The organism is Streptomyces tateyamensis (genome assembly GCF_003205575.1).
GTDB lineage: Bacteria > Actinomycetota > Actinomycetes > Streptomycetales > Streptomycetaceae > Kitasatospora > Kitasatospora tateyamensis.
Map to the genome: position 1 here is coordinate 44989 of NZ_PYBW01000068.1, position 12237 is coordinate 57225.

Annotated in this window: 10 protein-coding genes and 1 pseudogene; 3 read left to right on the forward strand and 8 right to left on the reverse strand. The window is 70.4% G+C overall.

The window, feature by feature from the left end; all coding sequences use genetic code 11:
- Positions 1-83: 83 nt before the first annotated feature.
- From C7C46_RS19130 to C7C46_RS19155, 6 genes are all read right to left on the reverse strand, one after another.
- Positions 84-419 (reverse strand): hypothetical protein, encoded by a 336-nt coding sequence (locus tag C7C46_RS19130; protein ID WP_110671075.1) that lies wholly within the window; start codon positions 417-419, stop codon positions 84-86.
- Between the two features lie 270 nt (positions 420-689).
- On the reverse strand, positions 690-2441 hold the full coding sequence (locus C7C46_RS37360; protein ID WP_110671076.1) for a relaxase/mobilization nuclease domain-containing protein: 1752 nt from the start codon (positions 2439-2441) through the stop codon (positions 690-692).
- Positions 2438-3010, reverse strand: a complete 573-nt coding sequence (locus C7C46_RS19140; RefSeq protein ID WP_110671077.1) for a plasmid mobilization protein — start codon at positions 3008-3010, stop codon at positions 2438-2440. Before C7C46_RS19140 ends, C7C46_RS37360 begins: the two co-directional genes overlap by 4 nt.
- Before the next feature lie 461 nt (positions 3011-3471).
- Positions 3472-4407 carry a DUF2637 domain-containing protein gene (locus C7C46_RS19145; protein ID WP_245984526.1) on the reverse strand — a complete coding sequence of 312 codons (936 nt, stop codon included), beginning with the start codon at positions 4405-4407 and terminating at the stop codon, positions 3472-3474.
- 112 nt (positions 4408-4519) lie between these two features.
- Complete coding sequence (locus C7C46_RS19150; RefSeq protein ID WP_110671092.1) at positions 4520-5149, reverse strand: ATP-binding protein; 630 nt, start codon at positions 5147-5149, stop codon at positions 4520-4522.
- 80 nt (positions 5150-5229) lie between these two features.
- Entirely contained in the window at positions 5230-6276 is a 1047-nt protein-coding gene (locus C7C46_RS19155; RefSeq protein WP_110671078.1) for a hypothetical protein, read from the reverse strand.
- 419 nt (positions 6277-6695) lie between these two features.
- Here C7C46_RS19155 and C7C46_RS19160 point away from each other — a divergent pair, with 419 nt between their 5' ends.
- Both C7C46_RS19160 and C7C46_RS19165 read left to right on the forward strand, forming a co-directional pair.
- The gene (locus tag C7C46_RS19160; protein WP_245984534.1) at positions 6696-7190 is read left to right on the forward strand and encodes a helix-turn-helix domain-containing protein; all 495 of its coding nucleotides are present in this window, start codon (positions 6696-6698) and stop codon (positions 7188-7190) included.
- 725 nt (positions 7191-7915) lie between these two features.
- Positions 7916-8623: a recombination directionality factor gene (locus C7C46_RS19165; RefSeq protein ID WP_146259138.1), complete on the forward strand. Its 708-nt coding sequence runs from the start codon at positions 7916-7918 to the stop codon at positions 8621-8623.
- A gap of 285 nt (positions 8624-8908) precedes the next feature.
- Here C7C46_RS19165 and C7C46_RS19170 read toward each other — a convergent pair whose 3' ends face one another.
- Both C7C46_RS19170 and C7C46_RS19175 read right to left on the reverse strand, forming a co-directional pair.
- Positions 8909-9907: a DUF8094 domain-containing protein gene (locus C7C46_RS19170; RefSeq protein ID WP_146259139.1), complete on the reverse strand. Its 999-nt coding sequence runs from the start codon at positions 9905-9907 to the stop codon at positions 8909-8911.
- A gap of 279 nt (positions 9908-10186) precedes the next feature.
- Positions 10187-11929: a recombinase family protein gene (locus C7C46_RS19175; protein ID WP_245984528.1), complete on the reverse strand. Its 1743-nt coding sequence runs from the start codon at positions 11927-11929 to the stop codon at positions 10187-10189.
- Between the two features lie 35 nt (positions 11930-11964).
- Here C7C46_RS19175 and C7C46_RS36635 point away from each other — a divergent pair.
- Positions 11965-12237 (forward strand): annotated as a pseudogene (locus C7C46_RS36635) (pirin family protein); the annotation flags it as partial.

Consider the following 12237-nt stretch of genomic DNA (forward strand, 5'->3'; position numbering starts at 1 on the left):
GCGCCGCCCGTCTGCCGCGCTGTCCTCGCTCGTCTGGGCCCGACAACCGTCGGAGGTGAACAGTGGCGGGTGCGGCGTGAACCTCAGTCCAGGTTCCAGGTCGTTCCGGCGAGGAGACCGTCGAAGGCGAGGGCTCTCATGGCGGTGTCGAAGTCGTCCCACTCGTGCTCGGGTTCGGTGTAGTGCTCGTCGAAGTCGGCGCGGGTGAGGTCGGGCTCGCGCCATTCGTGGGCGCAGCGGCAGCGGACGAAGATCTGGTCGTGGACGGCGAGGAGGAGCCAGTCGCGGCGGGCGCCGCAGCCGGTGCAGGTGATGGTGATGCCGCGCGGGTTGAGCTCGGCGGGGTATGGGACGGCGCGGATGACGGCACGCGCGGGTTCGGGGGCGGGGTTGTAGAAGTCGTGGTCGTAGTCGGTCATACGGTCCCTTCGGGTTGGCAGCGGGGCAGCAAGGGACCATACGACGTACGCTGCCGGAATGGATCCCTCCCAGCGCGAAGGACATCGAATCGACACCGTCACCTTGCTGCAGGGTAGTTGTGGCGCTCCGGCCACGCCGGATTCCTCGCGGCGGTCCGCTTCGTTGGCTGGTCCTGCCTTCGCCAGCGGCTGGCGGGTGACGTCCGTGCTGGGCGGGATTGGGGGGGTGGTGGGCGGGTGCGGAGGCTCCGTACCCGCCCACCTGGGTGGTCAGCGCGTTCGGCGCACCTGGTCGGGGGCGACCGGCGTCGGCGGTGTGATGACCGGGGTAGCCGGTGTGCCGGTGGTGCGGCTGGTCGTGCGGGCGCGGGCTGCCCTGGTGCGCAGTTCGTCGGGGGTGGCGGCCGACGCGGGGGCGGGGAGGTTGGCGTCGCGGCGGATGCGCCAGGTGAGGACGGCGGCGGGTGAGTCGGCGGTGGCGAGTTCGCGGCGCCCGGCGGCGTTGGTGAGCAGGGTGGTCGGGTTGTGGCCGGCGGCCTCGGCCTGGGCGAGGGTGGCGGCGAGGGCTGCCCAGTTCTCCTCGGCGAGGAGGCGGGTGGCCTGGTCGGCGGGCAGGGTGCGGCGGACGGCGTCGGCCTGCCGGTCGTGGTCGGGCTTGGGGAGGAGTCGGCCTTCGAGGGTGAGGTGGGCGATCGGCTTGGCCGCGTGCCGGGTGTAGGCGGCGCGCAGGTGGTCGGCCGCCGTGCGGGCGGCATCGGCCTGGTGGCGGTGGCCTTGGGCGGCGTGCCACTTGGCGATCACGATGGCGAGCAGGACGAGGCTGGTCAGGGCCGTGGCGGCGGCCGTGCCGTCCTCGCCCCGGCCGGTGGCGGGCCCGGCGTGGAGGAGTTCGCGGGCGGCGGAGCGCATCGCGCGCAGGTCGGCGCCGGCGGCGCGGATATGGGCGGTGCGGGTGTACTCCAGGGCCCGTGCGGCCTGGTGGAGTTCCTTCCTGCTGAGGGTCGGGCTGGTGGCGGCGAGCGTGTCGAGGACTTCGAGGCCGCCTCGGATCACCGCCTCCGCGCGGGCGGTGTCCTGGTCGTCGTCGAAGGCCGGGTAGGTGCGTTCGATGGTGGTGCTGGCCCGGTGGCGGCCGTCCGCGGGCCAGGTGCGGGGGTCGGGCGTGGGGAAGGCGGGTTCGTCGACGCCGAGGGCGAAGCGTGCCTGGATCTTCGGCTGGGTGAGGTCGGAGGCGAGCTTGCTGCCGGAGAACCAGATCGGTCCGCTCTCGTCGCCGGTGGGGAGGGCGAACTTGTAGCCGGTCACGTCGCCGGAGGGCGCGCGGCGCACGGCGAGGAGCACGCCCTTGGCAGCGAGCCGGGCGGTGAACTCCTCCTCGTCCGCGGCCCCGGCCAGGGCCTGGCGTACGGCGGTGCGCAGGCGGTCGCGGTCGGTGCCTTCCCGGCCGAGGCGCTGGGCCTTGCGCAGTTCGGAGCCCTTGGCGCGCTTGGGGATCGCGTCCCGGTACTCGCGGGTGCGGGTGTCGGAGAGGTCCTTGAGCTTGTACTCGCGTTCGATCTTGGTGAGTTCGGCTTCGACGCGGTACTGGTCGCCGCGCAGGCGGGCCTGGGTGAGGTCGGCCCGCACGACGGTGGCGAGGATGTGGATGTGGTTGTCGGCGTGGCGCACGGCAACCCACCGGCAGGCGTCCTCGTCGCCGTCCGGGGCAATGCCGGCGGCGGCAATGACACGGCGGGCGATGGCGGCCCAGTCCTCGTCGCCGAGGATGCGGTCGTCCGGGTCGGCGCGGATCATGCGGTGGTAGACGTGCTTGTCGATCTTCCTTCCGTACTGGACGACGTGGAGGTCGAGGGCGTCCCTGAGCTGTTCGAGGGTGGCGGACGGGTGTCGGCCAGGATCGGGGACGAAGCCGTCCCAGGAAGCGACAAGGTGAGGGTCGGTGTGCTCGTTCGCCTTGCCGGGACCGAACAAGTAGCGGAGCGCGCCGAGGGTGTCCTTGCCGCGGACGGCCTTGCTGATCAACCGCGCTTCGCCTTCGCCAGCCCCGACGCGGCGGAGTCGACTCGGTCGAGGAGCCGCAGTCCCGCCTCGAAGGCACGGTGGACGGCGGTCGCGGCGTCCTGGACCGCAGCAGGCTGAAGGTCGATGCCGGAGTTGTAGTCGCGGCCGAGCTGGTTGAGGTTGCTCATCGCGCCGGCGTGCTGGCGGCGGGTCGCCCTGAGTTCGTCGACCGCCGCATCCAGGCTCGCGTCCCGTCCGCCGAGGCCGAAACCATCCTCGGAGAAAACCTTGCGCGCGAGGTAGTGCGCCACGGACAGTTTCGCGGCCTTCGCCCGGCTCTCGATATCTGCCTTCTCTTCGGGGGTGACACGAAGGGAGACCTTCGTGTGCTTCGGGTTCTCGTCGTCACGGCGGCGACGCTTGGGCTTACTGCGCGCGTCGGCACGATCGGTGTGGGCGGGCGGTGCGGCGGGCGGCAGCTCGTCGGCGGCGGCGGACGCGGCGACGAGGTGGGTCGGCTTCTCCTGGAGTGCCGCGCCCTCGCGGTGCTCCTGCGGTGTTGCCGCGCGCGCCCTCGCGCTCGGCAACACCGCCTCGCCCGTGCCCTCCTGGGCGGGGGCGTCCGCGTCCGGGCCCCGATCAGGGGGCCGGACGCACTCGCTTGCTCCGCTGTTGTCGTGGGAGTGGTCAACTCCGTTGCGGTCTTGGGAGCTTACAGGCTTCCCGAGCAGGCTGTGCAGGGTTCGTCGGACGGGGTTCACGCGTGTCGTTCCTCGATGGCGGCTGGCGATTCGGGCTGGTGGATGTGCGGGTGGACAGTGTCCGGGAGGTTGTCGGTTTGGCTGTGCCGGAATTCGCAGGTATGGGGGATGTGTCAGGCGCGGCCTTCCCGGGACCGAACGCCGCAGGGGACTGGTGTCCGCGGTTCGAGTCGAGTCCGGCCGGGTGCAGTGACCGGGCGGCGGTGGCCTTCTGCCGAGTGCGGCTGTGGGTCGGCAGAAGTCGGTGTCCGGCTGACCGACCGGGCCGGTCAGCTGGACACCAGGGCCGGTCAGTCGGCCTCGGGGTGAGGAGAGTTCTGTTCGTCGGCTTGCTCCTCGCGGAGCTTTCGCATCAGCTCGGTGAGGCGGGTACTGCCGAGCGGAAGGCCGGCGTCGCGCACGGCCTGTTCGACGATCGCGCGGGTGAGACGGCCCTCGGCGGCGACCGCCGCGCGGCCGACCTCCAGCAGTCGCTCCATCGGCGCGCCCGGCGGACGCCCGATCGGCTTGTTCTCCGCCTCGGCGGCTTCGGCCTGGCGGGCAGGGTCATCGACCGGTTGGCCGTCGGCTTCTGCCGGTTCGGGGTCGGGCAGCGCGTCGCGCCACTCGGTGGGCAGAAGTCCGGCGGCAGACATGAGCGCCAGGAGCGCGTTCTCGTCGCTGCGGTCCTGCGCTCGTTCCGGCCGGAGCTCCGGTTCAGGGGCGGCGGTCACCGGGTCAGCAGAAGTCCCGGTGCGCGGAAGGGCGTTCTGCTCAGGGGGAGCGGTCGCGGTGTCGTGGCCGTGGCGGGCGATCAGGATGTAGAGGTGGACGGCACCGCCGAGGGCGAGCGGGGCAAGGGTGGACAGGGCGCCGACGACGGTGTCGGTGAGCTTCAGCCCGCTGCCGGTGGTAGGCAGTTGGTTGAGGCGGACGGCGTGCAGGGCGTTGGCCCAGACGCTGGTGGCGGTCGCTCCGGCGAAGAGCGTCCAGGCGTAGGCGCGGGCGGGCCAGCGGGCCTCGCGCAGGACGAGCAGGGCTCGCACGCCGTAGGCGATGAAGCCGTCGATGATGATCGGGAACAGGTAGGTGAGCGGGCCGCGGACGTGGGTCGCGGCGGCCATCTGCCGCAGGGCGTCGTAGGACAGGACGAATCCGAGGACGCCGAGCAGGGTGACGGCGAGGCGGTCCCAGAGGGTGACCCGGACGGTCGGAGTGTGGGCAGGGGGTATCGCGATGATGGTCAAGGGTGGTGCTCCAGGGGTGGCCTCGCCGCATGCGGGTATGGCGAAGCGGCGAGGCGGTGGTGGGGTGAAGTTCGGGGAGGTCGGCGCACCGGCCAGGGCGCACCGGCGCCGGTCAGGCGGCGCGTAGCCTGCGGCGGTCGGTGCCGGTGAGGATGGCGCGTTCGCACATCTCCGCCAGGCGGGAGGCGGTGCGGTCGCCGAGGGCGTTCTTGATGTCGCCGGGCGCCAGGTTGGTGGTGAAGATCGTCGGGAGCAGGTGCTCGTAGCGGTGGTCGACCAGCCGCAGGGTGAGCTCCTCGGTCCACTCGGACGCCTTGGCGGCGCCGAGGTCGTCGAGGACCAGCAGCGAGCAGGTCATCAGCTCGCGCATCTCCCGCTCGGTGTCGGTGCCCTGGCGGGGTCGCTGGGAGGCGTACAGCTCGGTGGCGGTGAGCTTGTTCCAGCGCAGACGCACACCGGCCTTCAGCAGGCTGCGGATCGCCCCGTACGCCTGGTGGGTCTTGCCCGAGCCGGTGGGTCCGGCGATCAGGAGCGAGGGCCCTTGGGCGATGCCCGGGGTGCCGCCGGGGCCGGGTCGGCAGGCCAGGGTGACCTGCTGGACCCAGGTGGTGACCTCCGGGTGGTCGGCTTCGGCGAGGCGGTAGCGCGGCGGGATGCGGCGGTCGGCGAGCTCCAGCGCCGTGGAGGGCTGGTCGGTGTCGGGCAGCGGCCGGTCGGGGTCGATGCCCTTGGCGGCCAGCATCCGCTCCAGGCGCAGGACGGCGCCGGAGGCCGTCTGCGGGTCGCGACGCTCGTCCGTGCGGCGGGGGTTGGGCAGGCTGGTCACAGGTCCCCCTCGTAGTAGTCGCGGGCGTCGGTGGGGTTGGCGAAGGGCCGGTACGGTGCACGGGCGGCTCCGTGCCCGGCGCGGGAGGACGCGGCGGGCTGGGCGTTGATCGCCTCGTGGACCATGCTCGGCAGCACGCTCGGGCTCATCGGCTTCGCCGCATACAGCTGCAGCCCGGCGCGGATGTCGTCGTCGCTGGTGCCGCCGTCGAGCAGGTCCTTGATGACCTTGCCGAGGTGCCCCCGCACGTTGGCCGGGACCGGCTTCGGGCAGCCGGCGACGTACTCGGCCACCAGGTCGCCCGCGTTCACCGAGGGCTTGCCGGTGGGCGCGGCGACCAGGACCGGGCCGTCCCGGTCAGGTGCTGCCGACGAGGGTGCCGGGGTGGGCGCGGCGAAGCCGCCCCCTTTAGGGGTAGATCCATGGTCCAAGGTCCATGGTCCAGGCACGACGTTCTCCGGAGCCCTCCGGAGAGACTCCGGAGAAGCCGTCTGACCTGCACTTTCACTCGGAGCTGCCGCATTGGGCACCGGCAGGGCTGCTACGGGGGTGGGATCGGGGTCGGCGGAGAAGGGCCGCTGGGCGGGGACCGTCTCCGCGAGGGCCGCGAGCGGTTCCGGAAGGCTCCGGAAGTTCTCCGGAGCCGGCCGCGCACAGCCCTTGCCCTTCGCCTTGCACTTGCCGCACCAGCCCGCGGGCTCGTGGACGGGGCAGGCGGGCAGGCGCGAAGGGGTCGGGTGGGAGATCTTCTGGTGCTCGTGCCACTTGGTGACATGGAGGTACTGGCGCCCGTCGCAGCCGGTGTACCGGCAGATAAGGCCGGTCTCGGCGAGCTGACGCAGCTCATCCTCGGTGTCGAGTGCCGTGTGCTCGGGCCGCAGCGACCACAGGGCGCCGTTGAGGACCGCCGCGTTGTCGCGGTGGCGTCCCTCGTCGTCGGCCTGGGTGAGCAGGCAGACGAACGTGCGCTCGGCGGTCAGCGACACCGAGGCGAGGTCTTCCGAGACGGGGTACTCGGGCTTGATGGTGCGGATGCGCGCCATGGCCTACCACCCCGCCTTCGGGGCAAACGGGCGTGAGGCAGGTGCGCCGTAAGGGCGCGACGCCGTACGCTGGAGCACGTTGGTCCTTCCCCGGTGCGTATGGGCTGCAACCCTGCACCGTGGTCGATCGTCGTGGATGGGCGGTTTTGGACCTTTCAGGCCCTCGGTGTTGGTAGCACCGGGGGCCTTCGGCCTTTTCGGGGCGAGCGGCAGGCAGCCTCCCGCAATGCGGTTCGGCTTGACAATCCTTTCACCGTGCATCATCATGGCACCCCGGCGGCCGTTATGCAAGTCGCCTCGGAAATGGATGCGAGGTGAATCGAGTGCCTGAGCAGGACAAGGCAGCGGAGGGCTCCTCCGACGAGCCGGTGAAGGAGGAGCCGGGAGGCAGTGCGACTGGCGAGGCCACCGTCGCCGGCTTGAGCGAGGAGAACGCCGCCGAACGGGTCCGGCTGGAGCGCGAGCGCCGCGGCTGGAGCACCGGCGAGCTGGCCAAGCGAATGACCGAGGCCGGCTACCCGATCAACCAGTCCTCGGTCTGGCGCATCGAGAGCGGCGAACCGCGGCGGCGGATCAACCTCAACGAGGCGATCGGCTTCGCCAAGGTCTTCGACCTGTCCTTGGAAGACTTCCTCGGCCCGTCGACCTCTCCCGAAGAGAAGATCATGCAGGAACTCGCCGAACACGTGGTCCAGGGCTACCGCCTGGCCGCGCAGGGTGCCGAGTTCACGACCAAAGCCCTGGCCGCCGCCGAGAAGTACTGCCAGGACTTCCCTCACAACCGCAAGCGGCTGCGCGGGAAGATCGCGATCGGCCTCTCCTTCGAGTACCGCAGATACGCTCCGACGCCGCTGGTCCAGGAGTTCCTCAAGGGCGGCAAGATGCCAGCCGAGCCGGTTCACACGGACGAGTGACCTGGCCGGGCCCGTCGCCCGGGACACTGTCGGCCGTTACGAGGCCGCTCAAGATCTTTTTTGGAAAACGGCCGGGACCGCTCCTACCGTGCTCACAAGCCCGACCAGCCGTTTGGCGCGGCCGGGATCCAGAGCTAACGTCACACCCCACGCGGCCACCAACCGCGCAATGCCCATCCACGACGATCGACCACGGTGCAGGGTTGCAGCCCGCCAGCCACCGGGGAGGGACCCGCATGCCGCCCCAGCAACACGCAGTCGCAGCCCGCGGCTCCTGCCAAGCCGCCGCCGCGCGGTTCGTATCGGGCTCCGCCGCGACCGCCCCCAGCGCCTCCCCCAGACCCATCTGACGGGTCTGTCCCCAGCTGCCCGTCCGCACCCCGCAGGCCACCTGCGCTGGACGCCGACGCAGCTTCTCCGCCGTGCCGCCGCGACAGATCGCGGCCAGTCCGGCTCCCGCGATCTCGATGCTGACGTCCGATCGCCGTCTTCTCGCTCCCAATCGGGAGCCACCCTCTCGCCAACCGCCCATCCACGACGTCGCCATGCGGTAGCCCGGGTTGCAGCCCGCCGGCCACCGCAAGAGGAGCCGTATGCCCCAGCTGTCCCTCAGCACTGCCCAGCCGGACGCCCGCTCTGCAGTCATCCACCTGAAGGCCCTTCAGGCCCCAGCGGTAGTCACTCGGTCTGTACCGACCACTACCAGCCTCCTTCGCTCCAGCCATGTGATCGACGGATCGCTCGCAACGCTCCATGAGCGGAAGTCCTCCGGTGACAAGGGCACCCGCAAGCGGGTTGACCCCTCGGTAGCTCTGGACGTCTGCGCGCCCAACGACGCAGTCGTGGGCCGCTTCCACACCGGCCGCCGGACCGACAACCGCCCTGAGTCGCTGCCCAACTGGCGGGTCTCCAGCACCACCCCGGAGACCGCTGCAGCAGTCTTTCAACTCCTCGGCGGCACACAGGCCGACGACTGGGCCCAGGGGGTAGTGACCGGTTCGCCTGCGGTTCGCATTGTCCTCGACGGCGCGGACTCCGTCGCGACCGAGATGCGGTTGTGGGGACCGAAGGGGCTCGTCCACCACTGCGACGGTGCCCTGTTCCTGTCGCCGACCGAGGTGCGGGGGGCTCCATGCGGTTGCCCAAGCTCCTCCGAGGAGCGGGCCGCGCTGGCCAAGATGCTCAAGGCCCCCCAGCCCGAGACCACCGTGACCTTCCGCCTGGCGGGGCACTACGGCCTCGGACGGTTCGAGTTCAGTTCGCCCTCCCGGATACTCGCCGACGAAACCTCCGAGATCCGTGCCCAGCTCGCCGGCATCGTGGGCGAAGCGCTCTGCGAACTCGCGCTCGAACTCGTCACGGTCACGGTAGCCGGTGGCGTCGAAGTCTCCTTCCGGAAACCGACGTTGAAGGTCATCGGACCGTGGAGCTAAGGCTGGACTGACAAGCTCCGACCGGGGCTGGCTCGCCTGTCTGCCAATTCGCACCCCACGTCGAGCGCCGTCCGGCACCCTGGCGTCACCGCCCGCAGAACGCCCAGGTGCCGGACGGCGCCTCCTTCCGCCTGGTGGTAACCCGTGGGGGCCATGGCCGGGAGCGGTCGGACGACCTCGCCTGCGACGAGGGCATGGACCCCGAGGTGGGCCTCCTGGACTGCTACCTCGGCGGGCTGGCGAGGGCACCCAGACGCTGAGGCCGCGCCCCCTCGATCGGTCCCACTACTTCCACTCCACACCCGTCACCGACAGCTTCGTCGCTCCGTACGCCTCCGAGGAGAGCACCGTTGCGGGACCGCCCCCTTGCGGCACTTCCACGACGGCTGGCACGGACCACACCTCCTCGATGCTGGACCACTTGCGGCCCCGTCCCAGCAGCGCGTCGGTGTCGCCGTCGGGCTCGATCCAGTTGGCCGGCGTCCGGCCCCGGTCCAGGTAGGTGCCCTCCAGCGTGCAGGTGACGAGGGAGCCGCCGTCCTTCAGCCGAAACGTCGGCAGCGCGTTTGTCAGCGAACGGAACGAGAGGCTGCGCTCGAGCACCTTCTGGTCCCATCCGTTGAAGTAGTCCACCAGGCCGCTAGTGAAGTCGCCTCGTTCGAAGTCGGCGCTCTCCGGCTTCCCGGCCGGCACGGTGAAGCTCAGGTACTGGGCATAGCGCCCGCACACACCGGCGTCCGTCTCCGCAGTCGGCGACAGCTCCACACCTCCCGACGCTCCGCGGGCCAGGGCCGGCATTACCGTCGGCCGCACGGAGCGTTGGCCCGGCGCCGGTGTCGAAGAGGGGGCGTCGGTCGGAGCCGTCGTCGACGGCGCCTCGGTCACCACCCAAGTGGCCACGACCGCCTTCCACTCCCCGCCTGCCCGGTCGCGCGTGAAGAAGGTCAGGGTGGAACTGCGGTCCGTTTCCCGTCCCTCCGTCTTGCTCAGGACGGCGAAGCTCTGCGGCTCTCCGGAGCCGGTCCGCGGGATCAGGTACACCGGGCGGACAGGCCGGATCGGCTCGTTCTTGGTCCCGTTGGCCTGATGCAGTTGCGCCTCGGCCCGGTTCTCCTTGAGCAGCTGCCCGTCCTCCACCCGGGCGAGCGCCTCGGTATCGCCCTTCTCGGTGGCCGCCTGCCTCTCCCGGACGTACCGCTCGAAAACCTGCTGAGCCTGCGCCTCGGTGAACGACGGTGTCGCACTGGCCGTGGCGCTGCCCGAGGCGCCGGAGGCGGAAGACACCGGAGCCGTCCCGGACCCGCTCCCGGAAGTACAGCCGGCCACGCCCATCGTGAGGAGAGCGGCGGCCCCCAGTGCGCTCCAGCCCCGCGCCTGCTTCCGTGTGATCACGGCGGTTCCCCCCTCTGGTCCATCAATCCGATCGGAGGGATCGTATTGGGTCCGGCTGGGGCCCTGGCCCTGACACCGGCTCCCTGGGTAGCAGTGGGGCGAATCGACCCGCTCTTGTCGCGCAGGTCCCGGACATCGTTGTCCGGGACCTGCTTCACCTACTGGCAACCGTCACAGCGCGCGCTGCCCGCCGTCTTCCGCCGTTTCCTGCCGCTTGGCGAAGTCGATATTCACCCGCTCATGCACCGGCCCTCGTCCGCCCCGCTCCTTGGACTTGGACACGGTGATCCGGTCCACGAAGAGCTTGACGAACTTTCGGCGCTCATCGAGCGGTGCGCTGTTCCACCACGAACCCGGGCCGATCGGGTCGACCTCCGGGTCCTCGGGCAGCCACTCGGCGATGGGGATCACTGGGGTCGCAGCTTCCTCCAGGACCGCGATCCGCGCCTCGGCGGCCTCCAGGAGATTCAGCAGCGCGGACTCTTCCGCGATGAACCTCCGCCGGCCGATGTCCCCTCGGAAGCCGCCTGCCTTGCGGTCGTCGTACAGCTCTTCCAGTGCCCTCACGGCGTCGGCGCGCTCCGCGACCAAGGTCGCGCGCTCACGGGACCGTTCAGGCGACTCATTGGCGACGCCGAACCTGCGTGTTGCTTCAGCGAGAACCGCCAGAGCCTCGTGGTCATGCTCGACCTCCCGCAGCAGGGCGAAGATGCTTCGTCCCACGTGGTCATCCAGTGCCGCCTGGCTGATGGTGCAGTCTCCGGTGTGCTGACCCGGCAGGACCTTGCGCCGGCGGCAGCGGTACGACCGCTTCACCGGTTTGGCGTCCGCGTGGGAGGTCTTCACGGCTCCGCACTCGCAGAACAGGACTCCCATGGCGGACAGCAGGGATTCACCCCGCGAGAGGCCCTTTCCGCGCCCTCGCCCGTCGAGCCACTCCTGCAGCTCGTGCCAGTCCTCCGGCGGGATGATCGCCTCGTAGATCTGGAGCGGGAGCATCGTCTCGGGGTCCCGGAGGATGCGATAGGTCTCGATCTGGCTTGTCGTCTTGCCGTCTTCCCGGACCTTGTACACGGGCACGGCGGCGAATCCGGCGATCCGCGGGTCCCTGAGAATGCGCTTGACTGTCTTCGTGTCCCATGCGCTGTCCTTCGTCTTCTTGCCGTAGGTCGCGCCGCGCGTAGGGACGATGACCTCGTTGTTCATGCTGTTGACGATCCCGCCCAGCGAACCGGGGTGACGGCGGCGCTTGGGGTCGTACGGCGCGTCCTTGTGCTTCTTGATCGTCGCCCAGATGTCGCGGATGACCTCTGGCTCGTTCACGGTGTGCACGAGGGTCTGGATGACGATCGGCCGACCGTCCGCCGTGAGCCTGGTCTCGGCCTTCAGCTCGAAGCCGTACGGCGCTTTGCCACCGACGTACCCGCCCAGCTCGCGGGCCGTGGCCTTGGCGCCCCGGACGGCCACGCTCTTGTTCTTGCTCTCGTTGTGGGCCTGGTCCAGGCGCATGAACATGTGGATCAGGTCCACGAGGTTGCCCTTGCGGAACTCTCCCTCGGTGACGCTGACAATGGTCACGCCGAGGTTCAGCAGCTCGACGACGACCGGGATCGCGTCGAGCGGATCGAGCCGCGAGAGACGGCTGATGTAGTAGACGATCAGCAGGTTGATCCGGCCTGCCCGGCAGTCCTGCAACAGCTTCTCGAACTCCGGGCGCTCGACCCCGGTGAATGCCGAGATGCCGAGGTCTTCGTAGTACGTGACCGACTTGGCATCCCGTCGCTTGGCCTCCGCCGTACCCAGTTCACGCTGGGTCGTGGTGGACGCCTCGCTCGCGTTCTCCCGCGCGTCGGACTGGCGCGCGTAGACGGCCGCGTGGACGTCCATGCCGGTGATCACTGCTGGTGCGGACATGAAAGCTGATGGTACTAGTCCCCTAACTGACATAACCCAAGGGCACCCCCTGGCACCCGCACCGCGGCTTCGAGACCGTCACCTACATCATCGACGGCACCTTCATCCACCAGGACTCGCACGGCGGCGGCGGCACCATCACCGACGGCGACACCCAGTGGATGACGGCCGGCTCCGGGCTGCTGCACATCGAGACCCCGCCGGAGTCGCTGGTGATGTCCGGCGGCCTCTTCCACGGCCTGCAGCTGTGGGTCAACCTGCCCGCCTCGGACAAGATGATCGCGCCCAAGTACCAGGACATCCGCGGC

What these genes read in the sequence shown, in the direction of transcription:
- C7C46_RS19130 (WP_110671075.1), bottom strand. Translation starts at nt 419, where the DNA reads ATGACCGACTACGACCACGACTTCTACAACCCCGCCCCCGAACCCGCG.
- C7C46_RS19150 (WP_110671092.1), bottom strand. Translation starts at nt 5,149, where the DNA reads ATGCTGGCCGCCAAGGGCATCGACCCCGACCGGCCGCTGCCCGACACC.
- C7C46_RS19155 (WP_110671078.1), bottom strand. Translation starts at nt 6,276, where the DNA reads ATGGCGCGCATCCGCACCATCAAGCCCGAGTACCCCGTCTCGGAAGAC.
- C7C46_RS19175 (WP_245984528.1), bottom strand. Translation starts at nt 11,929, where the DNA reads ATGTCCGCACCAGCAGTGATCACCGGCATGGACGTCCACGCGGCCGTC.